Annotated in this window: 23 protein-coding genes and 1 tRNA gene; 9 read left to right on the top strand and 15 right to left on the bottom strand. The window is 65.7% G+C overall.

Annotated features, from left to right (window positions below; translation table 11 throughout):
• Positions 1–62: 62 nt before the first annotated feature.
• Both AC07PZ_RS08615 and AC07PZ_RS08610 read right to left on the bottom strand, forming a co-directional pair.
• Positions 63–1,367 (bottom strand): ABC transporter substrate-binding protein, encoded by a 1,305-nt coding sequence (locus AC07PZ_RS08615; RefSeq protein ID WP_495294647.1) that lies wholly within the window; start codon positions 1,365–1,367, stop codon positions 63–65.
• Positions 1,368–1,410: 43 nt separating this feature from the next.
• Complete coding sequence (locus AC07PZ_RS08610; protein WP_495294646.1) at positions 1,411–2,430, bottom strand: ABC transporter ATP-binding protein; 1,020 nt, start codon at positions 2,428–2,430, stop codon at positions 1,411–1,413.
• Positions 2,431–2,561: 131 nt separating this feature from the next.
• Between AC07PZ_RS08610 and phbB the strand changes: the two genes are divergently transcribed.
• Together phbB and AC07PZ_RS08600 are read left to right on the top strand one after the other, a co-directional pair.
• Positions 2,562–3,299, top strand: a complete 738-nt coding sequence (phbB, locus tag AC07PZ_RS08605) for an acetoacetyl-CoA reductase (RefSeq protein ID WP_495294645.1) — start codon at positions 2,562–2,564, stop codon at positions 3,297–3,299.
• A gap of 147 nt (positions 3,300–3,446) precedes the next feature.
• Entirely contained in the window at positions 3,447–5,138 is a 1,692-nt protein-coding gene (locus tag AC07PZ_RS08600; protein ID WP_495294644.1) for a cation:proton antiporter domain-containing protein, read from the top strand.
• A gap of 18 nt (positions 5,139–5,156) precedes the next feature.
• Here AC07PZ_RS08600 and AC07PZ_RS08595 read toward each other — a convergent pair whose 3' ends face one another.
• From AC07PZ_RS08595 to AC07PZ_RS08540, 12 genes are all read right to left on the bottom strand, one after another.
• A complete protein-coding gene (locus AC07PZ_RS08595; protein WP_495294643.1) occupies positions 5,157–5,534 on the bottom strand; it encodes a hypothetical protein in 378 nt (125 codons plus the stop codon).
• A 167-nt stretch (positions 5,535–5,701) separates the two neighbouring features.
• A complete protein-coding gene (locus AC07PZ_RS08590) occupies positions 5,702–5,944 on the bottom strand; it encodes a hypothetical protein (RefSeq protein ID WP_495294642.1) in 243 nt (80 codons plus the stop codon).
• Positions 5,945–6,458: 514 nt separating this feature from the next.
• On the bottom strand, positions 6,459–6,725 hold the full coding sequence (locus AC07PZ_RS08585) for a hypothetical protein (RefSeq protein WP_495294641.1): 267 nt from the start codon (positions 6,723–6,725) through the stop codon (positions 6,459–6,461).
• A gap of 86 nt (positions 6,726–6,811) precedes the next feature.
• Complete coding sequence (locus AC07PZ_RS08580) at positions 6,812–6,991, bottom strand: hypothetical protein (RefSeq protein ID WP_495294640.1); 180 nt, start codon at positions 6,989–6,991, stop codon at positions 6,812–6,814.
• A gap of 251 nt (positions 6,992–7,242) precedes the next feature.
• Positions 7,243–7,482: a hypothetical protein gene (locus AC07PZ_RS08575; protein WP_495294639.1), complete on the bottom strand. Its 240-nt coding sequence runs from the start codon at positions 7,480–7,482 to the stop codon at positions 7,243–7,245.
• 599 nt (positions 7,483–8,081) lie between these two features.
• Positions 8,082–8,158 (bottom strand) — tRNA-Pro (locus AC07PZ_RS08570).
• Between the two features lie 64 nt (positions 8,159–8,222).
• Positions 8,223–9,029: a creatininase family protein gene (locus AC07PZ_RS08565; RefSeq protein WP_495294638.1), complete on the bottom strand. Its 807-nt coding sequence runs from the start codon at positions 9,027–9,029 to the stop codon at positions 8,223–8,225.
• Complete coding sequence (locus AC07PZ_RS08560; RefSeq protein ID WP_495294637.1) at positions 9,026–9,997, bottom strand: tripartite tricarboxylate transporter substrate-binding protein; 972 nt, start codon at positions 9,995–9,997, stop codon at positions 9,026–9,028. Before AC07PZ_RS08560 ends, AC07PZ_RS08565 begins: the two co-directional genes overlap by 4 nt.
• A 166-nt stretch (positions 9,998–10,163) precedes the next feature.
• Entirely contained in the window at positions 10,164–10,895 is a 732-nt protein-coding gene (locus AC07PZ_RS08555) for a DJ-1/PfpI family protein (protein WP_495294636.1), read from the bottom strand.
• Entirely contained in the window at positions 10,892–11,287 is a 396-nt protein-coding gene (locus AC07PZ_RS08550; protein ID WP_495294635.1) for a RidA family protein, read from the bottom strand. The genes AC07PZ_RS08555 and AC07PZ_RS08550 overlap by 4 nt, the downstream gene beginning before the upstream one ends.
• A 33-nt stretch (positions 11,288–11,320) precedes the next feature.
• Positions 11,321–12,280 carry a helix-turn-helix transcriptional regulator gene (locus AC07PZ_RS08545; RefSeq protein ID WP_495294634.1) on the bottom strand — a complete coding sequence of 320 codons (960 nt, stop codon included), beginning with the start codon at positions 12,278–12,280 and terminating at the stop codon, positions 11,321–11,323.
• Between the two features lie 109 nt (positions 12,281–12,389).
• A complete protein-coding gene (locus AC07PZ_RS08540) occupies positions 12,390–14,069 on the bottom strand; it encodes an FAD-dependent oxidoreductase (RefSeq protein WP_495294633.1) in 1,680 nt (559 codons plus the stop codon).
• Positions 14,070–14,192: 123 nt separating this feature from the next.
• On the opposite strand from AC07PZ_RS08540, the gene AC07PZ_RS08535 reads away from it, so the two are divergent.
• From AC07PZ_RS08535 to AC07PZ_RS08525, 3 genes are read left to right on the top strand one after another with little or no spacing between them, the layout of a single operon-like run.
• Positions 14,193–15,077: a GNAT family N-acetyltransferase gene (locus tag AC07PZ_RS08535; protein ID WP_495294632.1), complete on the top strand. Its 885-nt coding sequence runs from the start codon at positions 14,193–14,195 to the stop codon at positions 15,075–15,077.
• A 60-nt stretch (positions 15,078–15,137) separates the two neighbouring features.
• On the top strand, positions 15,138–17,354 hold the full coding sequence (gene ppk1, locus AC07PZ_RS08530; RefSeq protein WP_495294631.1) for a polyphosphate kinase 1: 2,217 nt from the start codon (positions 15,138–15,140) through the stop codon (positions 17,352–17,354).
• An 11-nt stretch (positions 17,355–17,365) separates the two neighbouring features.
• Positions 17,366–17,827, top strand: coding sequence for a SixA phosphatase family protein (locus AC07PZ_RS08525; protein ID WP_495294630.1), 462 nt, complete (start codon positions 17,366–17,368; stop codon positions 17,825–17,827).
• A 25-nt stretch (positions 17,828–17,852) separates the two neighbouring features.
• On the opposite strand, the gene AC07PZ_RS08520 is transcribed toward AC07PZ_RS08525, so the two are convergent.
• A complete protein-coding gene (locus tag AC07PZ_RS08520) occupies positions 17,853–19,367 on the bottom strand; it encodes a Ppx/GppA phosphatase family protein (protein ID WP_495294629.1) in 1,515 nt (504 codons plus the stop codon).
• A 242-nt stretch (positions 19,368–19,609) separates the two neighbouring features.
• Between AC07PZ_RS08520 and pstS the strand changes: the two genes are divergently transcribed.
• From pstS to pstB, 4 genes are read left to right on the top strand one after another with little or no spacing between them, the layout of a single operon-like run.
• Entirely contained in the window at positions 19,610–20,650 is a 1,041-nt protein-coding gene (pstS, locus tag AC07PZ_RS08515; RefSeq protein ID WP_495294628.1) for a phosphate ABC transporter substrate-binding protein PstS, read from the top strand.
• 18 nt (positions 20,651–20,668) lie between these two features.
• Positions 20,669–21,739 carry a phosphate ABC transporter permease PstC gene (gene pstC, locus AC07PZ_RS08510; protein ID WP_495294627.1) on the top strand — a complete coding sequence of 357 codons (1,071 nt, stop codon included), beginning with the start codon at positions 20,669–20,671 and terminating at the stop codon, positions 21,737–21,739.
• A complete protein-coding gene (gene pstA, locus AC07PZ_RS08505; protein WP_495294626.1) occupies positions 21,736–22,620 on the top strand; it encodes a phosphate ABC transporter permease PstA in 885 nt (294 codons plus the stop codon). Before pstC ends, pstA begins: the two co-directional genes overlap by 4 nt.
• A 14-nt stretch (positions 22,621–22,634) precedes the next feature.
• The gene (pstB, locus tag AC07PZ_RS08500; RefSeq protein WP_495294625.1) at positions 22,635–23,414 is read left to right on the top strand and encodes a phosphate ABC transporter ATP-binding protein PstB; all 780 of its coding nucleotides are present in this window, start codon (positions 22,635–22,637) and stop codon (positions 23,412–23,414) included.
• Positions 23,415–23,422: the final 8 nt, after the last annotated feature.

The following is a 23,422-nucleotide window of genomic DNA, read 5'->3' as shown; positions in this document are numbered from 1 at the left end:
GTGTTGCCCCCGGTAGGGGGTTGGCGGAGGCGACACGGAGTGCGCCGCAGCCTGGGGGCGAGTTACCTGTAACTGCGAAGGATGCGGTCGGCTTCTTTCTGCGCGTCCTGCATGGCCTGGGCGGCCGGCTTGGTGCCGGTCAGCGCGGCCTGCAGGCCATCGTTCAGGGCCTTGGTCACGCGCTGGTTGTCGTGCGTCGAGAACTCCGCGACCGACACCGGCAACTGGTCGCGCGCCACGAGCGCTGCGGGGAAGTCGTTGCCGTACTTCTTGAGCGTGTCGGTTTCATAGGCGGCCGGCGACACGGCGACGTAGCCGGTGTCCATGCTCCATTGCGCCGCGCGCTCGGGCTGCGTGATCCACTTGGCGAACTTGAAGGCCGCTTCCTGCTGAGCCGGCGTCGACTTCTTGAAGATGTAGAAATTGCCGCCGCCGGTCGGCGAGCCCTTGCGCTTGTTGCCCGGGATCATGCCGACGCCGAAGTCGAACTTCGCGTTGGCCTTGATGTTGGTCAGGTTGCCGGTGGTCGTGTAGATGATCGCGGCCTTCTTCTCGAAGAAGTCCTTGGGCGTGGTGCCCCATTCGACGACGCCGGCCGGATGCACGCCGGACTTGCCCAGGTCGACCCAGAACTGCAGCGCCTCGATCACCTTCGGGTCATCGAACTTCACCTGCGTGCCGGCGTCGTTCGCGAGGAGCGTGTCGTTCGGTGTGGTCAGCGTCTGGAACAGCCAGTACGGGAAGCCGCTCGACGGAATCTGCACGCCGTACTGCACGACCTTGCCGCTCGCGTCCTTCTTCGTCAGCTTGGCGGCCGCGTCCTTGAGTTCGGCCCAGGTCGTCGGTGGCTTGTTCGGATCGAGGCCGGCTTCCTTGAACAGTTCCTTGTTCCAGTACATGACCACGGTCGAGCGCTGGAACGGAATGCCCCAGGTCTTGCCGCCGGTCTGGCTGTTCGCCATGAAGGCCTTGTAGAAACTGTTGAGCCAGGCCTTGTCCTCCGGCGTCTTCACGAAGTCGTCGAAGGGCACGATCGCGTCCTCGTCGATCAGCGTGAACATGTCGGTCGACAGCAGCACTGAAGTGACCGGCGGCGTGCCGGACTTGTGCGCGGTCAGCGCCTTGACGATCGTTTCCTGATAAGTGCCGGCGTAGATCGGGCTGACCTTGATGCCGGGGTTTTCCTTCATGAAGCCGGCCGCGAAGCCGTCGATCGTCTTGGCGATCGGGCCGCCGACGGCGACCGGGTAGTAGAACTGCAGGTCGACCGGTGTCTGGGCCTGAACCAGGCCGGGCAGGCCGGCGATGGCGGCGCTGACGGCCACCAGTTGCGCGGCCAGGGTATGGATGAAGCGTTTGCGTTGCATGGGAGGGACTTCTCTTCGGGAGGGGAAATTCGTGGATCGCTCGTCAGCCGGCGACGCGGCGGCCTTGGACATCGAAGCCGTGCGCATCGTGCGCGGCCCAGCGCAGGCCGACGTGGTCGCCCGGCGCCGCGAGGTGCTGGCCGGCGGCGCGCACCAGCAGCGTCTGGCTGCCGACGCCGCAGCGCAGCGCGAGGTCGGCGCCGAGGTATTCAACGCTGCGCACGACGGCCGGAATGCCTTGCGGGTCGAGCGCGATCGCTTCGGGGCGCACGCCCAGCGTGGCGGCGGACAGCCCGGTGGCGACGTCGCTGCCCGCGATGCGTCCGTGTTCGAGCACGACGAGATTCATCGGCGGCGTGCCGATGAAGCGCGCCGCGAAGGTGGTGGCCGGCCGCGCATACAGGTCGCGCGGCGTGCCGGCCTGTTCGATGCGGCCCTGGTTCAGCAGGACGACCTGGTCGCCCATGCTCATCGCTTCGGTCTGGTCGTGCGTCACGTAGACCACGGTCAGCCCGAGCTGCTGCTGCAGCTCGCGCAGTTCGCGGCGCATCTCCTGGCGCAGCTGGGCATCGAGATTGGACAGCGGCTCGTCCATCAGGCAGACCCGCGCCTGGGCCACCAGCGCGCGGCCGAGCGCGACGCGTTGCTGCTGGCCGCCCGACAACTGGCCGGGCCGGCGCTCGAGCAGGGCGCCGAGCCCGAGCAGCGCTGCGGCTTCCTTCAGGCGTTTCGCGCTTTCGGCGGCCGGCACCTTGCGCACGGACAGGCCGAAAGTGATGTTGTCGGCGACGCTCAGGTGCGGGAACAGCGCGTAGTTCTGGAACACCATCGCGATGCCGCGCTGCGCCGGCGGAAGGTTCGTCACGTCGCGGCCGTCGATCAGCACCTGGCCGGCGGTAGCGCTTTCCAGGCCGGCAATGATGCGCAGCGTGGTCGATTTGCCGCAGCCCGACGGACCGAGCAGCACGCAGAAGGTGCCCGACTGGATCTGCAGATCGATCGCATGGAGCGCAATGCTGTCGCCCCAGGATTTGGCGGCGCCGTGGAGCGCAATGGAAGACATGACAAAGTGTAGAAATGCAACGTGACAGTTCTGTTGCAGTGCAGCAGTCAGTGTTTTCCTCAGACGGCGGCGGTGCCAAATTTCGGTACAGTGTTCTCGCTGTCCAGCTTCGTCAAAATCAAGGAATATTCATGAGCAAGAAAGTCGCATACGTCACCGGTGGGATGGGTGGCATCGGTACCGCCATCTGCCAGCGCCTGCACCGCGACGGCTTCACCGTGGTGGCCGGTTGCGGACCGACCCGGGACTTCTCGAAATGGCTCGCCGAGCAGAAGGCGCAGGGCTACGAGTTCCACGCGTCGGTCGGCAATGTCGGCGACTGGAATTCCACCGTCGAGGCCTTCGGCAAGGCCAAGGCGGAACACGGCAGCATCGACGTGCTCGTCAACAACGCCGGCATCACGCGCGACCGCATGTTCCTCAAGATGACGCCCGAAGACTGGAGCGCGGTCATCGAGACCAACCTCAACAGCATGTTCAACGTGACCAAGCAGGTGGTCGGCGACATGGTCGAAAAGGGATGGGGGCGCATCGTCAACATCAGCTCGGTCAATGGCGCAAAGGGCCAGGCTGGCCAGACCAACTACTCGGCGGCCAAGGCCGGCATGCACGGCTTCACGATGGCGCTGGCGCAGGAGCTCGCCGCCAAGGGCGTGACGGTCAACACCGTGAGCCCCGGGTACATCGGCACCGACATGGTCAAGGCGATCCGGCAGGAAGTGCTCGACAAGATCGTCGCGACCATTCCAGTGAAGCGCCTCGGCGAGCCGAGCGAGATCGCGTCGATCATCTCGTGGCTGGCCACCGATGAAGGCGGCTATTCCACCGGTGCCGACTTCTCGGTCAACGGCGGACTGCACATGCATTGATCGGCCGCATCGGCGCACCCACGCGGTGCCGCCAAGCCCCACAGGAAACCCGCTTCGGCGGGTTTTTTCATGCCCGCAAGCCCGTCGCGGTTTTGAACGCTAAAGTCCATCGTTCCTCGGCTTCTCCCTCGTTCGACGTCATTCCGGATGCCCCACAGCGTTTCATTGATCAACACCATTGCTGCCGGCCTCGGGCTGGCGCTCGTGCTCGGCTTTCTCGCGGCACGCATCCGGTTGCCGGCGCTCGTCGGCTACCTGCTTGCCGGGGTGATCATCGGGCCGTTCACGCCGGGCTTCGTGGCCGATGCGGGGATCGCGGCGCAGTTGGCCGAGATCGGCGTGATGCTGCTGATGTTCGGCGTCGGCCTTCACTTCTCTCTCGACGACTTGTTGGCCGTGCGCAAGATCGCCGTGCCGGGTGCCCTGGTGCAGATCGTCGTGGCGACGGCGCTGGGTGGCGGGCTCGCGCTGTGGTGGGGTTGGAGCGCAGGGGCGAGCCTGGTGTTCGGGCTGGCGTTGTCGGTCGCGAGCACGGTGGTGCTGCTGCGCGCGCTCGAAAGCCTGGGCCTGCTGGACTCGTATACCGGCCGCATCGCGGTCGGCTGGCTCGTCGTCGAAGACCTCGCCATGGTGCTCGTGCTGGTCCTGCTGCCGCCGCTGGCCGGCGTGCTGGGCGGCCAGTCGAACGGCGCCGATGCCGGGTCGCTCTGGGTCACGCTCGGCTGGACACTGCTGCAGGTCGGCGCCTTCATCGCGTTGATGCTCATCGTCGGCCGGCGCGTCTTTCCCTGGATCCTCTGGCAGGTCACGCGTACCGGGTCGCGCGAGCTGTTCACGCTGTGCGTCGTGGCGGCTGCGGTCAGCATCGCGTTTGCATCCGCGGCGCTGTTCGGCGTGTCGTTTGCGCTGGGCGCCTTCTTCGCCGGCATGGTGATGCGCGAATCGGAGTTCAGCCACCGTGCGGCCGAGGAATCGCTGCCGCTGCGCGACGCCTTCGCCGTGCTGTTCTTCGTCTCGGTCGGCATGCTGTTCGATCCGTCGGTGCTGATTCATCGGCCGCTGCAGGTGCTGGCGGTGGTGCTGGTGATCGTCGTCGGCAAGTCGATTGCAGCGAGCGTGCTGGTGCTGGCCTTCCGCTATCCGCTCGGGACCGCCTTGACGGTCAGTGCCAGCCTGGCGCAGATCGGCGAGTTCTCGTTCATCCTGGTCGGGCTCGGTGTGTCGCTGAAGCTGTTGCCGGAAGAGGCGCAAAGCCTGGTGCTCGCTGGCGCGCTGATTTCCATCGCGACGAATCCGCTGTGGTTCACGCTGACGGCGCCGCTGCAGAAATGGCTGCAGACCCATTCGAGACTGGGCCGGCGGTTGTCGACCCGCGACGACCCCATGGCCGAGCTTCCGATGACCACCGACGCGAAATACCTGTCGCGCCAGGTCGTGCTGGTGGGTTATGGCCGCGTGGGCCGCAGCATTGCCGCCGAGTTGAATGCCCAGCACATGCCCTTCGTGGTGGCCGAACAGAATCGCGAGCTGGTCGAGAAGCTGCGCCGCGATGGCGTTGCGGCGGTGTGGGGTGATGCCGCCGACCCGGCCGTGCTGATTCAGGCGCACATCGCGCGGGCGCGTGTGCTGGTGATCGCCACGCCCGACACGTTGAACGTGCGCCAGATGATCAGCGTGGCGCGCACGCTCAATCCGGACATCGAAACCGTGGTGCGCAGCCACAACGAGGAAGAAGCGCGGCTGCTGGCGCAAGAGACGACGGCCACGGTGTTCCTCGGCGAGCAGGAGCTCGCAAGAGCCATGGCGCATGACGTGATCCGCCGCGCGGTACCCGCCTGATGGCGAGCGGGCGCCGCTTCAGAGGTCTTCGATGACCAGCATGCGGTAACGCTGGGCGATCGAATAGGGCACCGTTTTCACGATGGCCATCACGCCATCCGCGTCGTCGCCGTCTTCCGTCCGGATCAGCAGCGCCGCATGGCCTTCGCGCGCGAGTTTGGTGTAAGCCCGTACGGTCGCGCCTTCGGTGCCCGCCGAGGGCAAGGGATTGTCGGCGTCGCTCACGGTGGGCGTGATCTGCGAGAGAACGGTCTCGGCTGGAATCAGGTAGATGTCGTCGCCACTGAAACCGCCGTCGATCAGCGCTTGCGCAATCTGCCGGGCGTCGTCGGGTTTCGGGAACATCACGAAGGAATAACCCGTCGGATAAAAGGCGCCGCCGATCTTGGCGGTCATGCCGGGGTCGAGTGTGAATGGCTTCATGTCGGCTCCTCTTCTTGCGCTGGTGATCGGCGATCGCGCGCTGTGGAGACTCAACCTAGGAGTCCTGGTGCGCCGAGTTTGTAGGAAAAGTCGGCCAGGCCATTGCCGCCGGAGGCTCGCCGGCGTGTAGCGTCAGTGCGCTACCAGAGCGAGTTGCGTGGCCGGCTCGCCAGATCGGCCGGGCCGGTCATCTCGAAGAAACGCGCCGCGCCGTTGCGGCCGACAGCTTCCTCGCCGAGCTCTCGTGGCAGGAACATGTCCGCTTTGCAGTTGCAGCAGTGGTAAAGCCGGCGGGACGGAAAAAGGCGCATCCAGAGACGAGTTTTCCCTGCTGCAACCACATCGGGCAGCGCGCATTCACACATTGAGGTCAGCATTCTCATCGCTGGCTCCGGAGGTTCAAGACATTCTCTGCACGACGCGGACCTGACCCGCGGCAAGCTTGTTGGGGTGTATTTCGCAGAAAACGCAAAGCTTGTAACGAAAGCTTTCGTGTGTTGCTGCGTGTGTTGCATTTTGGCGTAGCGCTTGCAGTTGTCAATATTTCGACATGTCGGCTGTTGTGGAGAACAACAGCGGGGGTCCGTGAGCGGGAAGGGGATGCCGAAGCGCTTGAAGCAGGGCGACGAGGGGCATTCCGCGGTGACGGAACCAGTTGCCCGCTCTAGGGATGTTTCAAGCAGTTGGCTGTTCGGTCGGCGTCGCGAGCCGTGCTGATCGGCACTGCGGCACTGAGAACGCGGGTGTTGAAGTGCCGGTGCGTGTAGTCCGGCGATGGAAAGGTTAGTTTATAAATTGAATGCTAAAGCATTCATTTTTACCGAACTTCAGTGAGGGAGGTGCCTGATGTATCGGCGTGTCTCGGCATGTCTCGCTGATGGCGGCGCGTCGTCAAGATCACGAGGCTTGGCTGGGTGAAACCGAAGCCGCCATCTCCTCGGTATGGGGCGCCAGGTGTGCTGCACGCATGCCTTCGGGCGTGACCGCGAGAACGGTGGCTGGTTTGTAGCTGCGCAATCCGGAAGGCAGCTGTTCTGGTTGCGGGATGGACGCTGCAATCAGATGGGCCTCCTGCAAGACCATGAGTTTGTCGACGATTTCATCGTCGGCGATCTCAACGGGCAGGGGGTGCGTGGCAAGCGATTGCAACAGTTCCATGGGCATGAAGGACATCTCCTACGGGCGCCCATTCTGGATGTCCAGCACCTGTCGTCAAGAAGGCAAAGGTTTACATATGAAACTTTGTTGATTCATTTATCGCGCTCTTCCACCCAGTGCGTACCGCGCCCGAAGACGGCGGTACCTGCCTCGGCGAGCGTCGTCAGCATGTCGCGCCACTCGGGCGAGTCGGGATGCCAGGGCGTGCGGCCCCGCGGCTCATCCGACTTTTCGGCAGGCTCGGATTTCCAGATCAGGCGAATCTCTCTCATGGCTCGCGCTCCATCCTGGGTTGTGTGCGGCGCGGTAGCGGTATGGCCATCCAGCGCGCTTCGTCGTGCTCACTTTCAGGTTATGCCGGATTTCATGAGCGAGAGGATTGGGGAATTCCTTTGGAATAAAAGCAGGTGGCGCCACGGGAAGCAAAACGCCTGCAAGGCCCGGAGTCCTTGCAGGCATTCACCTGCTCGATGTCGAGGCGAAAGGATTCGAGCCTGCTGGGTGCCGTTGCCGTCGAATCGACTCAAGCCGTGTGACGCTTCTCGTATTCAGCGATCCAGGCGCGTGCTTTTTCCAGGAGCTCCATCCGCACTGCATTGGGATCCGCAATCTGGCTCGTCATCGAGATATGACAAAGTCCTGTTCCGCTTTTCAGGACCACGGCGGTGCATTGGGAAGAAGAGTTGACCTTCTGGATGGCGAACTCCATCGTCCATTCGGGACCGGCCATTGGCGAGTTTGTGGGAATCGGGGAAAGATTCATCGCGCCCCAATCCAGCTCTCTGCAGCGTGTTGACGGGTGTTGCCAGGCCGTCTGACCGGTGCGATTCCTTGGGTAATTTGAACGTGAGGGATGGGCGAAACAGGGCGCTTCATGGCCTGCTTGGCCTGTCGCTGAAAGGTCCAACTTGCGCGACTGGCGGAGCCACCGCCTTCGGCGAGTTTGGCGACAGCCTCAGAATTTCGCGGGCCAGGCGATTCACGCGGGGGCGGGCACTGAGGTCGCCTCGCTGCAGCGCCGAAAGCGCTTGGGCGTATTCGTCGGTCAGCGTCTGCCAGTTTTCAAACGCTTGGCCCATGTGGCATGAAAGTGTCATTGCAGCTCCCGTCCGTCGATCCCGGGCCGAGACCGGTCCAGTGCTAAATGTGTACAAAATTACTATACGTCGGCGGAGAGGCGTCCTGCCATCAGCCATTCGTTTAGGCTGGACGGGCGAGGCATGCGCTGATCTGCGAGTCCGTCGGCGAATCCGATTCAGTCCGGCCGGGTCGTCAGAAGAGAGCCAAGCGATCAGAAAGCCGGCCCCAGAAACGCGAAATGCCGGTAAGCACCTAAGTACTTACCGGCATTCACTTTTTTCATGGTCGGGGCGAAAGGATTCGAACCTTCGACCCTCTGGTCCCAAACCAGATGCGCTACCAGGCTGCGCTACACCCCGACGAGCCTTCGATTCTAACCCGCCGAAGCGGTGCCTCGGCTTCAGAACGGCAGAATTCTTTCATCTAGCTGTGCGGCTGGCCGTGGACATGCGCTCCTTCGTCGCCCCAAATCCCGCCTTCGACGATCCGATCGGCCAATGCGGTCGCTGCCGCGTGCAGCAGTCGTGCGCCCTTCTCGGGCGATGCAAGGCGCGGCGTTCCGACCACGCCGCTGCACGACCAGTGCGCGATCGGCCGCCAGCGGTGCACGCCGCCGGCCAGCAGGAAGCCGCTCGCCGACGCGGCCACCGTGCGCGCCGCTTCGGCGTCGACCAGCTCGGGCCGCAGGTACATCACCATGGACGTTTCGGCCTCACAGGCGTGCAGCAGGTTGGGTTGGCCTTCGAGGATCTCGGCGAAGGCCGGGGCCGCAACCACCCAGTAGGTCGCGGTCGCCACCGGCACGTCGAGCTCGGCCGTGAGGATGTCGACGACCAGCGTCAGCGCAGCCATGTTGCCGCCGTGCCCGTTGAGCAGCAGGATGCGCCGATAGCCCTGGCGCTGCAGCGAACGCACGATGCAGCGCGTGAAGCCGAGCAGTGTCTCGAAGTCGAGCGTGAGGCTGCCGGCATCGGCCATGTGGTGTTCGGCCAGCGAGACCCACAGCGTGGGCAGCACCAGCACCGGCGTCTGGAGCGCGGCCAGCGTGGCGCTGCGCTGCGCCACCTCGCCGACCAGCAGGCTGTCGACTTCGACCGGCAGGTGCGGCCCGTGCTGTTCGGTCGAGCCGATCGGCAGGATGACGACGGTCGATGCCGCCGCCGCACGATCGAACCCGGTGGACTTCATGCGGCTCCACTGCGTGGTCGCCATCGGCGCGGCCGGCGTCATTGGGGCTGGTAGCCGACCGCCTTCATCAGGCTGCGGACCGTGGTTCGCGAGGCTTCGTAGGCTTTCGTCAGGTCGGCGGGCGTTCCGTGCTGCGGTTGCAGCGCATGCGACAGCAGCCGCTCGTTCACCTCAGGCATCGCGACGACCTGCTGGATCGCACGATGGAAGCGTGCCACGTTGGCGTCGCTCATGCCGGCCGGTGCGTAGACCGCGAGAAAGTCCGAGGCGGCGAGCTCGCCCAGGCCGACGTCGCCGAACGAGGGCACGCCGGGCAGCAGCGGTGTGGATCGAGTGACGGCCACGGCCTGCAGCTTGCCGGCGCGCTGGTACTGCAGGATGTCGGCCACCGGCAGCACCGCGGCGCTGACCTGCCCGCCCAGCAGATCCTGGACGGCGGGGGCCGTGCCCTTGTACGCGATGGGCTGGACCTCGGTCTTGGTGAGCTGCGCAAAGCGGCCCACGATGAATTCAGGCGCACTGCCCGGCGCCGGTACGGCGATGTTCCGGTCCGCCGGCACCTTCGCGAAGTAATCGGCCAGATCCTTGATCGAACGTGCCTGGGTCTTCGGATTCGCGACCAGCGTGAGCTCGAAGCTCGCGAAGGGGCTGACCGGCCTCAGGTCCACGGCGGTGTCGAAGCCGGGTGCCTTCAGGATCAATGGCACGGTCACGACGGTGTGGCCGTTGGTGAAGAACAGCACCGAGCCGTTGGCTGGCGCGCCCTTCGTGTAGCGTGCCGCGATCTGGCCGCCGGCGCCCGCACGGTTCTCGACGATCACCGGCTGTCCGAGCAAGTCCGGCAGCTTCTCGGCGAGGATGCGCGCGCCGATGTCGGCCGACCCGCCGGCCGGATAGCCGACCACCAGCGTGATCGGCCCCTTGTAGTCTTGTGCGAAGACTGACGCGGTTCCCAGCGCGCAGAGCGCGAACGATGCACGGAGCCATCGGCTCCAACCCAGACGCAACATGCCAACTCCTTCAGGACGTCGTGAACAACATGCGCCTTAGCTTAGGAATGGCTGTCGCTGGCCATGTCCCGATCCGGCAGGACGGGCCGCAATCCGGCGGCGATCTTGTCCGGGCCGCGCGCGTTGCCGGTGCCAGTGCCAGTGCCGTTGCCGGCACGGCCCGCTTTCAGTCGCCGATGCCGTCCGTCCAGCCATGGCGCCGCGCGATCCGCTGTGCGGCGGCCATGCGTGCCTCCGTCGACGGCGCGACGGCGGCGCGCACCCGCGCCACCAGGTCGGCAGGCGCGGTGGTGGGTGAACCGCCGTCGAAGGGTGGCGCCGGTGCGTATTCCATGGCGAGCTGCATGCCTTGCGCGCGCAGGTCGCCGTGCAGGCGCGCCGCGATGGTCAATGCGAAATCGATGCCCGCCGTGACGCCGCCGCCGGTGATGCGGTTGCGGTCGATCACCACACGCTCTGCGACCGGCTCGGCGCCGAAGTGGCGCAGCACCTCCATCGCAGTCCAGTGCGTGGCGGCCTTGTAGCCGCGCAGCAGCCCGGCGGCGCCAAGCACCAGCGCGCCGGTGCAGACCGACGTGATCCATTGCGCCCGAGGTGCCCGTTCGGCCAGGAAGTCGATGGTCTGCGCGTCTTCCATCAGCACGTTCACGCCGGGTCCGCCACCGATGAAGAGCAGGTCCAGCGGCGGCGCGTCGTCCATGCGCATGCTGGGCAGTTCGCGCAGGCCGATGTCGGTGACGACCGGCTCCAGCGTCTTCGCGAGCACGTGCACCTGGGTGTCGGGCAGACGCGCGAACACGTCGAGAGGCCCGGCGAAGTCGAGGCTGGTCATGCCGGGGAAGATCAGCATGCCGATGCGGAAGGGTGCGCGCGCCGGCGCCGTGTTCGTCGCCGTCATCGGGCAGCGTCCGCCACCGCGACGCACTCGATCTCGAGCAGCATGCGCGGATCGGGCAACGACAGCACGATGGACGTCGTGCGGGCCGGGTAGGGCGCGGGGCCGAAGGCCTCTGCATAGCGCGCATTCATCGCGGGCACGTCCTGCAGGCGCGTCAGCAGCACGTTGACCTTCAGCAGCGAGCGCATCGAGCCACCCGCCGCGGCGAGGATCTGGTGCAGCGTGGCGACCGCCTGGTCGAACTGCTTGTCGAAGTCGCCCTCGTCGATGCTGCCGTCGGCGTAGTAGCCGGGCGTGCCCGAGATGAAGAGCAGGTCGCCGAAGCGGGTGGCGGCGGACAGCGGTGGCGTCTTGAAGCGGCCCGGCGAGGGGATGTGCTGGATGTCGGTCATGTCGGCGAAGTTTCCTTGGTATGGCGTGAAGAGTCAGTGCAGCGGCACGAGCACGCGCCGCGTGGCGGCTGGCGCTTCGCCGAACTGCCGGCGGTACTGCGCCGCGAAATGGCCCGGATGCTGGAAGCCCCAGCGCTGCGCGATGTCGGCGACGCTATCGGCGCTGCGCTGCAGTTCGGCGCGCACCGCGGCGAGCCGCGCGCTGCGTACGTAGGCGGCGGGCGTGGTTTGGCGGAAGGTCCGAAAGCCGTCGAACAGTGTCCGTACGCTGACCTGTGCGTGCCGCGCGATCTCTTCGGTGGCGGGCGCGCGCGCGAGATTGGCGTGGATGAACTCCTCGGCACGGCGTACATGGCGCGGCGCGATCTGCGGGGCCGGTTTCAGCAGTGCGGCGCTGTGGTTGTGCGGCTGCGCAAGGAGCAGTGTCGACAGCACCATGCGCTCCATTGCCGCCATCGCCGGCGCGGGGAAATCGGCCAGGCTGCTGCGTTGCAGCATGTCCAGTGCCGCCGCCACGGGCTCCCAGGCAGCCCAGGCTCCGGTGCCGCGCGCCATGCCTGGCTCGAAGCGAAGTGCATCGGCAGGCCGATGGCCCAGCAGCTCTTCCAGCTGCGCCATCAGTTGCGACTGAGCGATGCGCAGCACCAGCACGTCCAGGTCGCGGCTGTAGTGCACCTGCGCCACGTGAGGCACGTCGATCAGTGCGTAATGCGCGTGGTCCATCGGCGTGTTGCCGCCGGCATACGACGCGATGCCGTTGCCGGCGCGCGGCATCTGCAGCAGCAGCACCTCGGCGCGGTCCTGCGGCCGCACCGTGGCAGGCGCGCCATAGGCCAGCGCGCTCAGCGACATGTGCGGCGTGATGTCGCGGATCGAGAAGCGCAGCCGCAAGGCATCGCCGCGCGGCACCGACAGCTGGTGGCGCGACCACTCGCGGTTGAGGATGTGCGCGCCTTCCGACAACGAGTCGCTGCGGTACGTTCTGCTCTGCATGGATCACTCCTGGATGGAATGTAGATGCCCGTTGCGCCGGTCGGACGAAAAGCGGCAACGGGGGCCGAGATCCGGCAGCAGAAATCGTGCCCCGTCCCGTCGTGCGTGATCAGGCGACGGCTTGTGACCGGGCGAGATGCGCGTGGATCAGCGCCACCACCGCCGCACCTTCGCCGATGGCGCCACCCACGCGCTTCACCGAGCCCGAGCGCACGTCGCCCACTGCGAACACGCCAGGTACGCTGGACTCCAGCGCCGCCGCCTGGCGCGCGGGAAAGCCGCCACGCGCCTCCTGGCCCGTCAGCACGAAGCCGTGCCGGTCGACGGCCACGCCGCAGCCGTCGAGCCAGCGCGTCTCGGGCTCGGCGCCGATGAAGAGAAACACGTTGCGTGCCGGGCAGTCGTAGGTTTCGCCTGAAATCCGGTGGCGCCAGCTGGCGCCTTGCAGCCCCGATGACGGATCACCCTGCAGACCCGCGAGCTCGGTATGCGGATGCAGTTCGATGTTCGGTGTGGCCTCGATGCGGTCGATCAGGTAGCGCGACATGCTGGCGGCCAGCGACGGCCCGCGCACGAGGATGTTGACCTTGGCGGCCTGCTGCGACAGGAACACCGCCGCCTGGCCCGCCGAGTTGCCGCCGCCGACCAGCGCGATCTCCTGCCGGCTGCACATCCGTGCTTCGATGGCGGATGCCCAGTACCAGACGCCGCGGCCTTCGTAGTCCGCCAGATTCGGAACTTCCGGTCGCCGGTAGCGGGCGCCGCTGGCGACCACCACCGTCCGTGCGCGCAGCCGTCGGCCGTCGGCCAGCAGAACCGACAGGTCGCCGCCTGACGTGGCGCCGCTGCAGTCGAGCGATGCGACTTCGGCCGGAATCAGCAGTTCGGCGCCGAACTTCTGTGCCTGCACGTAGGCGCGGCCGGCCAGCGCGCCGCCGGAAATGCCGGTCGGGAAGCCGAGGTAGTTTTCGATGCGCGCGCTGGCACCGGCCTGGCCACCGAATGAGCGGCAGTCGAGCACGATCACGCGCAATCCTTCGGAGGCGGCGTACACCGCCGTCGCAAGGCCGGCCGGGCCTGCGCCGACCACGATCACATCGAACAGCTCGTCGTGCGCGATCGTGTCGACCATGCCCAGGCAGCGTGCGAGCGCGTTGTCGGTCGGGTGCGTGAGCACGGCGCCGTTCGGGCACACCACCAGCAGCTCGCTCTCGCCATATTGCTCGAGCAATGCGGCTGCGTCGCTGTCCTGCGTGGAATCGACGACCTGGTAGGGGTAGCCGTTGCGGCCGAGAAAGTTCTGCAGGCGCATCACGCCGGCCGACTGCGGCGGACCCATCAGGACGGGGCCGCTCGCGCCCGACTCGATCAGCGCGACGCGGCGCAGGATCATGGCGCGCACCAGCCGTTCGCCGAGATCGGCCTCGGCGATGATCAGCGCCCGCAGCTGGGCGGGCGGAACCAGCAGTGTCTCGGTGTCACCGTCCGCATGGCCGTCGACCAACGCCGGCCGGCCGGACAGTTGCGCGACTTCGGCCAGGAACTGGCCGGGGCCCTGGCGATCGATCGGCACCACGTGACCGAGGCCATCGCGCTGCGTGATCCATACCGCGCCCTTGAGCACGACGAACATGCCCGGGCCGGGATCGCCGGCCCGGAACAGACAACTGCCATCCGCGTGACGTTGCACCGTGCCGAAACGACGCACGCGCGCAATGTCGGCGTCACTGAGCACCGGAAACATCTGATGGCGCCGGGTTTCGACTTCAATCTTCTCGTTGGCGGCCATGCAGGCTCCTGAGTCTCGGAGCCTGCATTAAAGACGATGCGCGCTCCGTCACGCAATTGCCACGGCACCGACACGTGTTGTTCATGGCGACTCGCGAGACTTTCGTGCAAAGAAAGGGCTTCCATGAAAGAGCTTCCGAACCCGACGTTCCCGATTTCGCAGCTGGGCGCGCGTTCTGCGTTCTGGCGCGCACCTCCGGCGGCTCGCGTCGCCAGCGTGGCGTCGGTGCAGCCGGCGCCGGTCGCGGTGCCGGCATCGGCCGCCGCAGCGACGGCCACCGGCAACGGCATCACCGTGGGCTGGGCCCGTCACCTCGACGAAGTCCGCGCGGCTCAGCGCCTGCGCCATGACGTGTTCGCCGGCGAAATGGGCGCACGGCTGTCGACCACCATCGCCGGCCACGACGTCGATCTGTTCGACGATTTCTGCGAGCACCTCCTGGTGCGTGACGACGCAACGCAGCAGGTCATCGGCACCTACCGTGTGCTGACGCCGGCCCAGGCCCGTCGCATCGGCAGCACCTACAGCGACACCGAATTCGATCTGACGCGCCTGCGCGACCTGCGCGAGCGCATGGTCGAGCTGGGCCGCAGCTGCGTGCACCCGGACCATCGCCACGGTGGCGTGATCCTCGCACTGTGGGGCGCGCTGGCCGGCTTCATGCACCGCAACCGGCTCGACACGATGATCGGCTGCGCCAGCATTCCGATGTGGCACAACGGCGTGACCAGCGGCGATGCAGCAGCCAGCATCTGGCGCCAACTGTCGGCGACGCACATGGCGCCGGTGCGCTATCAGGTGCAGCCGCGGTTGCCACTGCCGGTCGAGCGCCTGAACGGCATGCTCGATGTGGAGCCGCCCGCACTGATCAAGGGCTATCTGCGCCTGGGCGCCAAGGTGCTGGGCGCGCCGGCCTGGGATCCGGATTTCAACTCCGCCGACCTGCCGATGCTGATGCGCATCGAGGACCTGCCGTCACGCTATCGGAAGCATTTCCTGGGTGCATGAGTCTGTCATCTGCTTTGTGACAGCTGTCACATGGATGTCATAAGCCCTTTCGACACTGTCATGTTTCCGCTGACACGCGTCCCCGAGGGCGATGCGCCAGAATCCGTGACCATGCCCCTTTCACCCGCCGACGCCGAGTCTTCAGTCGGCGTTGCCGCCACCGCACCGCCGCCCACGCTGTCCCTGCTCGACCGCGATCACAGCATCCTGGCTTTCAACGAGCGTGTGCTGGACTGGGCGCGCCGGTCCGAAGTGCCGCTGATCGAGCGACTTCGGTATCTGTGCATCGTGTCATCGAACCTCGACGAGTTCTTCGAAGTCCGGGTCGCGCCGCATCTGGTGGCGGACAGCGTCGGCGATCAGGTCGGCAACTATTCGGTCGAATCCTTCGAGAAGCTGTCGGCTGCCGCGCACAAGCTCGTGGCCACCCAGTACGCGCTGTACAACGACGCGCTGATGCCGGCTTTCGCCACGCACGATGTTCATATCGTGTCGCACGGTGAGCGCAACCCTGCGCAGCGCAAGTGGGTCCATGACTACTTCGAGCGCGAGGTGCGCCCGCTGCTGATTCCCGTGGGTCTCGATCCGTCGCACCCGTTCCCGCAGGTGGCCAACAAGTCGCTCAACTTCATCGTGCGGCTCGGCGGCAAGGATGCGTTCGGCCGCGAGAACCCGATCGCGATCCTGAAGGTGCCTCGCGTATTGCCGCGGGTCATCCGCATGCCGGCGAAGGTGTCCGGCGGCAAGACGCTGCTGGTGGCCCTGTCGAGCATCGTGCGGGCGCATCTGTCGAGCATGTTCCCGGGCCGCGAGGTCGGCGAGTTCTCGCAGTTCCGCGTCACGCGCCATTCCGATCTGGCCGTGGATGAGGAAGACGTCAAGAACCTGCGCACCGCACTGCGCCAGGGGCTGCAGCATCGCCATTACGGCCAGGCCGTGCGCCTCGAGGTGTCCGCGAGTTGCGCTGAATCGCTGGCGAGCTTTCTGCTCGCGCAGTTCAACCTGCCGCCAATGGCGCTGTACCGCGTGCACGGGCCGGTCAATCTGGCGCGCTTCACGCAGGTCATCGACCTGATCGACGATCCGCGTCTGAAGGACTTGCGCTTCGAGCCCTACCAGGCTTCCTTCCCGATCACGTTGTCGCCGGGCCAGTCGTTCTTCGATCGGCTGCAGCGCGGCGACGTGCTGATCCACCAGCCTTTCGAAAGCTTCGACGGCGTGCTGTCCTTCCTGCGCGAAGCCGTGCAGGACCCGCAGGTGCTGGCGATCAAGCAGACGATCTATCGCACCGGCACCGATTCGGCGCTGATGGACCTGCTGCGTGAAGCGGTGCGGCGCGGCAAGGAAGTGATGGTGGTGGTCGAGCTCAAGGCGCGCTTCGACGAAGAGGCCAACATCAACTGGGCCGAGATGCTGGAATCGATCGGCGCCCAGGTCGTCTATGGTGTGGTCGGCTTGAAGACCCACGCGAAGATGCTGCTGGTGACCCGGCGCGAAGGCAAGCAGCTTCGGCGCTATGGCCATCTGTCGACCGGCAACTACAACCCCCGCACGGCCAGTCTGTACACCGACATCAGCCACCTGACGGCCGATCCGCTGCTGACGTCCGACATGGAGGCCGTGTTCGTGCATCTGGCGAGCCAGAGCCGGCTGCCGAAGCTCAACCGCATGTGGCTCGCGCCCTTCGATCTGCACCGCAACCTTGTCGCGCAGATCGATGCGCTGGGTGCCGCCTCGGCGGCGGGCGAGCCCACGCGGATCGTGGCGAAGATGAATGCGCTGACCGACGAGGCGCTGATCGCAGCGCTGGTGCGCGCCGGGCAGCAGGGCGTCAAGATCGACCTGATCGTGCGCGGCGCCTGCACGCTGCCCGCCCAGGTGCCGGGGCTGACGGACAACATCCGCGTGCGTTCCGTCATCGGTCGATTTCTGGAGCATTCGCGCGTCTTCTACTTCCGGAACGGGAAGGACGAGTCGCTCTACCTGTCCAGCGCCGACTGGATGAACCGCAACATGATGCGACGCATCGAACTCGCCTGGCCGGTGACGGACCCGGTGCTTCGCCAGCGTCTCATCGACGAATGCCTGGTGGCTTACCTGCACGACGGGCGCGACGCGTGGGACCTGGGTGCCGACGGCATCTACCACCGGGTCAACAGCGACACGCATGCGGGTGAGGAGGGCGCCTCCAGAACCATCGAGGCCCACGGCGCCCAGTCTGCGCTGATGGGCCGTTATGCCTCGCGCGGGCTGCGCCGTGTGGCGCCGCGCGGCTGAAAGGAATGACCATGGACCTGATCTTCTGGCGGCATGCCGAAGCCGATGACTGGACGGAAGGCTGCGACGACATGCAGCGCTCGCTCACGCCGCGTGGCGAGAAGCAGGCCAAGCGGATGGCGGGCTGGCTCGACCGGCAATTGCCCGAGGGCACGCGCATCGTGAGCAGTCCGGCAAGGCGCTGCGAGCAGACCGCACTCGCGCTTGGTCGCAAGTACAAGCTGCGGGCCGAACTCGCACCGGACGCCACGCCGGACGCGCTGCTGGCCGCTGCCGGCTGGCCGCACAGCAAGTCGGTGGTGCTGATGATCGGCCACCAGCCCGCGCTGGGTCAGGCGATCTCGCTGTTGCTGGGTCTGCAGCAGGACAGCTGTGCGGTGCGCAAGGGCGCCGTGTGGTGGATTCGAACCCGGGAACGCGACGGCGACGTGCAGACCGTCGTGGTGACGGTGCAGGCGCCCGAGCTGCTCTGATCCGGGCGGTGCGCCGAGGTCGTTCTCAGCAGCCGCCGAGTTCGACCCGCCAGTTGGTCTTCTGCCAGGCCAGCACTTCTTCGCGCAGCAGGTAGGCGGATTGCGGATACAGATCGGCCCAGCCGTCGCGGCAGCCGATCGTGAAAAGCCGCCCCGACGCCTGCACACGCAGCGCCGACACTTCCGGCTCGCGCCGTGCGTGGCACAGGATCACCGCCAGTCGCAACGACAGCAGTTGGGTCGCGAGCGTGGCGTCGTCGAGCGCGGTCTCGAGCTTGCGCAGCTTGCCGCGATGGCCGAGCACCAGCTGGCTCAGATGATGCAGTTCGTTGCTTGCGAAGCCCGGTGCGTCCGCGTTGTCCAGGATGTAGGCCCCGTGCTTGTGATAGTCGCTGTGTGAGATCTGTGCACCGATCTCGTGCAATTGCGCCGCCCATCCCAGTTTGCGCAACGCCCGGCCGGCGCTGCTCAGCGTGCTGCCACCCCGTGCCGCGGGGACGAACTGCACGAAGAGCGCGGAGGCGGTGTCGCCGACGCGCTTCGCTTGCGCCGCGTCCACCGAGAAGCGGGCTGCGAGCCGTGCAACGGTGGTGGCGCGCAAGTCGGCCACGCTGTCGTCGCGCTCCAGCAGCTCGTAAAGCACGCCATGCCGCAGGGCGCCTTGCGCGACCTTCATCTCACGGATGCCGAGCAGGTCGAATACGGCGCGCAGCACGCTGACGCCGCCGCCGATCACCGCCTTGCGATCCTCGCGCATGCCTTCCATGCGCAGCCTGTCGGCGTTGCCGGCCTTCAGCAGGCGATCGAGCAGCCAGTCCAGCCCTTCGCGCGTGACCACGCCTGGCTTGGCGCCAGAGGCGACCAGCACATCGCTCACGGCGCCGATCGTGCCGGACGCACCATAGGCGACGTCCCACTGGCTTGGGGCGTAGCTGCCGAGCGCATCTTCCAGGACTGCCTTGGCCGCGACCTCGGCCGCACGGAACGCGCCGGCCGTGAACTGTCCCTGCGGGAAATGCTTCATCGACCAGGCGACGCTGCCGACCCGGTAGGACTCCATGACCTGGGCTTCGAGTGCGCGGCCGATGATCATTTCGGTCGAACGGCCGCCGATGTCGACGACGAGTCGACGTTCGCGGCCGGACACGTCGTCGTGCGGCAGCATGTGGGCGACGCCCTGGTAGATCAGGCGTGCCTCTTCGCGACCCGGGATGACATCGATGCCAAAACCCAGTGCGGTGCGGGCGCGCAGCAGGAATTCGTCGCGGTTGCGCGCTTCGCGCAGCGTCTGGGTGGCTACCGCGCGCACCTGCGAGCGCTTGAAGCCCGCGAGCCGCTCGCCGAAACGCGCGAGCGCATCCCAGCCGCGTTGCATGGCTTCGGGTGTCAGGTTGCGGGCGCTGTCGAGTCCGTTGCCCTGGCGAACGGTTTCCTTCAGGTATTCGGTGCGGTGGATCTGGCCGTGGTCGACGCGACCGATTTCGAGGCGAAAGCTGTTGGAGCCGAGGTCGACTGCTGCGAGAAGGGTGCCGTTTTGCATGTTGAGTGAGGCGGCCTGTGCGGGAAAAGAAAGAGGAAAAACGGCCGCTGCGATGGTAGCGCTCAGCACATTCCGCGCCTGTGACGATTGTGTGACAGCGTCATAAAGCATTCGGCCCCGAATCCGGGCGAAATCACCGCTTTTCACTGGAGGGCGCGATGTCACATCGATGTCACACAAGCTTTCTAAAGTCCGCTTCAACCCGATTCGGGATGACCCGTACCTCTTCAAAGGAAGCTTCCATGAAAACGACGTTCAAATTTGCAGCCATCGGCCTCGCCGCTGCCGCCTTCTTCCCCGCATTCGCACAGGACGTGACCGGCGCTGGCGCCAGCTTCCCCGCGCCGCTGTACTCCAAGTGGGCCAGCGACTTCAACAAGGCCACCGGCACGAAGGTGAACTACCAGTCGGTCGGTTCGGGCGCCGGTCTGAAGCAGATCGAAGCCAAGACAGTCGACTTCGGCGCTTCCGACGCACCGCTGAAGGACGACGAACTGGCCGCCAAGGGCCTGATGCAGTTCCCCACCGTCATCGGCGGCGTGATCCCCGTGGTCAACATCCAGGGCATGAAGGCCGGCGAACTCAAGCTGAGCGGCCAGGTCCTCGGCGACATCTATCTGGGCAAGATCACCAAGTGGAACGACCCCGCCATCAAGGCACTGAATGGCTCGCTGGCACTGCCTGACGCCGCCATCGCACCGGTTCGCCGTGCTGACGGTTCCGGCACCAGCTTCCTGTTCACGAACTACCTGTCGAAGGTCAATGCCGAGTGGAAGAGCAAGGTCGGCGAAGGCACGGCCGTGAACTGGCCCGTCGGCACCGGCGGCAAGGGCAATGAAGGCGTTGCAGCATTCGTGAAGCAACTGCCGAACTCGATCGGCTACGTCGAATACGCCTACGTCAAGCAAAACAAGATGACGTATGCCCAGATGCAGAATGCCGCCGGCAATTTCGTGTCGCCTGACGACACGGCGTTCAAGGCCGCTGCCGTTGCAGCCGAGTGGGACAAGAGCTTCTACCAGGTCCTGACGAACCAGGCCGACAAGGGCGCATGGCCCATCACCGGCGCGACCTTCATCCTGATGCAGAAGGTGCAGGACAAGCCGGCCAATGCTGCCAGCGTTCTGAAGTTCTTCGAATGGGCCTACAAGACCGGCGACAAGACGGCCGACGATCTGGACTACGTCCCGATGCCTGACGCCGTGAAGGCCACCATTGCCAAGTCGTGGGGTCAGATCAAGGACACCTCGGGCAACGTCGTCACGGCAGCTGCCGCCAAGTAAGCCACATCGGCGCGCCGCATGGGCAACCCGCTCGACGACGCGCCGACCATGGAGCGACCCGTGTCATCCACATTCCCCACCAACGCTTCCGCGCTCGACCTGAAGGCCGAGCGCGAGCGCGCATCCGACAATCCGCCACCGGCCAAGCGGCCGCGCACCGGCGCTGCGACCGACCGTCTGTTCGGCATGGCGGCCAAGGGCGCCGCGCTGCTGACGCTTGCCATGCTGATCGGCATCCTGCTGTCGCTGATCGCCGGCGCATGGCCAGCCATCTCCAAGTACGGCCTCGGCTTTCTCACCAGCTCGGTGTGGGATCCGGTGAAGGACGAGTACGGTGGGCTGGTGATGATCTACGGCACGCTCGCCACCTCGCTGATCGCATTGATCATCGCGGTGCCGGTGAGCTTCGGCATTGCGCTGTTCCTGACCGAGCTGTCGCCCTCGTGGCTCAAGCGCCCGCTGGGCACGGCCATCGAACTGCTCGCCGCAGTGCCGTCGATCGTCTACGGCATGTGGGGTCTGCTGGTGTTCGGGCCGATCCTGTCGACCTATGTGCAGCAGCCGCTGCAGAAGCTGCTGACCGGCGTGCCCGTGCTCGGTAGCCTGGTGTCGGGTCCGCCGGTGGGTATCGGCATCCTGTCCGCCGGCATCATCCTTGCGATCATGATCATTCCGTTCATCGCCTCGGTGATGCGCGACGTGTTCGAGGTGACACCGCCGCTGCTCAAGGAATCCGCCTATGGCCTGGGCTCCACCACCTGGGAGGTCGTCTCCAAGGTCGTGCTGCCGTATACCAAGGCTGGTGTGGTCGGTGGCGTCATGCTCGGCCTGGGCCGTGCGCTGGGCGAGACCATGGCGGTCACCTTCGTGATCGGCAACACCAATCAGCTCAATTCGCTGTCCGTCTTCGAGGCGGCCAACAGCATCACCTCGGCACTTGCCAACGAATTCGCCGAAGCCGGCGCAGGCCTGCACCAGGCTGCACTGATGTATCTCGGCCTCGTGCTGTTCTTCATCACCTTCGTCGTGCTGTCGCTGTCCAAGCTGCTGCTGCAACGCATGAAGAAGAGCGAAGGAACGAAGTCATGACCACGGCAGAAAAACTCCTGGCGGCTCAGACCCTGAACGCCACGCGCGCCGCGAAATTCGCCAGCCGCAAGCGCGTCAACCAGATCGCGTTGACGCTTTCCCTGGCCGCGATGGCCTTCGGCGTGTTCTGGCTGGTGTGGATCCTGTGGGAAACGCTGCGCCAGGGCATCGGCGGCCTCGCGCTTGCCACCTTCACCGAAATGACGCCGCCGCCCAACGAAGAGGGCGGTATTGCCAATGCGATCTTCGGCTCGGTCGTGATGGTGGCGCTGGCAACCTTCGTCGGTACGCCGATCGGGATCATGGCCGGTATCTACCTGGCCGAATACAACCCGAAGGGCTGGCTGTCGTCGGTGACGCGCTTCGTCAACGACATCCTGCTGTCGGCGCCGTCCATCGTGATCGGCCTGTTCGTCTATGCCGTGGTGGTCGCCTACTTCAAGACTTTCTCGGGTCTGGCCGGTGCGCTGGCACTGGCCCTGATCGTGATTCCGGTGGTGATCCGCACCACCGAGAACATGCTTCAACTGGTGCCGCCAGGCTTGCGCGAAGCGGCCTACGCGCTCGGCACGCCGAAGTGGAAGGTCATCATCAGCATCACGTTGCGCGCTGCCCGCGCCGGTGTGGTGACAGGCATCCTGCTGGCCGTGGCCCGCATTGCCGGTGAAACCGCGCCGTTGCTGTTCACCGCGCTCAACAACCAGTTCTGGACGGCCGACGTCACGCAGCCGATGGCCAGCCTGCCGGTGACCATCTTCAAGTTCGCGATGAGCCCGTACGAGAACTGGCAACAGCTGGCCTGGGCCGGCGTGTTCCTGATCACCGTTGCGGTGCTGGGCCTGAATATCCTTGCGCGAGTCTTGACGCGCTCCAAAATCTGAACAGGGCAATCCACATGCCAACCACCCTCGCACAACCGACGCGCTCGAAGATCTCGGTCAAGGACCTGAACTTCTATTACGGCAAGTTCCACGCCCTGAAGGGCATCAATCTCGAGATCCCCGAGAACAAGGTCACGGCCTTCATCGGTCCGTCGGGCTGCGGCAAGTCGACGCTGCTGCGTACCTTCAATCGCATGTTCGAGCTTTATCCCGAGCAGCGCGCCGAAGGCACCATCGCGCTGGACGGCGAGAACCTGCTGACCAGCAAGCAGGACGTGGCGCTGATCCGCGCCAAGGTCGGCATGGTGTTCCAGAAGCCGACGCCGTTCCCGATGTCGATCTACGACAACATCGCTTTCGGCGTGAAGCTGTTCGAGAATCTCAGCGCCAGCGACATGGACGACCGCGTCGAATGGGCCCTGAAGAAGGCCGCGCTCTGGACCGAAGTGCGCGACAAGCTGCAACAGAGCGGCTCGGGACTCTCCGGCGGCCAGCAGCAGCGCCTGTGCATTGCACGTGGTATCGCGATCAAGCCTGAAGTGCTGCTGCTCGACGAACCCTGCTCGGCACTCGATCCGATCTCGACCGCCAAGATCGAGGAACTGATCGCCGAGCTGAAGAGCGAGTACACCGTGGTCATCGTGACGCACAACATGCAGCAGGCGGCCCGCTGCAGCGACTACACGGCTTACATGTACCTTGGCGACCTGATCGAGTTCGGCGCGACGGAACAGATGTTCTTCAAGCCGCAGCGCAAAGAGACCGAGGACTACATCACGGGCCGTTTCGGCTAAGGAGACAG

Source organism: Variovorax sp. GW821-FHT10B04 (assembly GCF_059415645.1).
The sequence above is the reverse complement of the archived record's forward strand: the minus strand, read 5'-3'. Positions and strand labels throughout refer to the sequence as shown.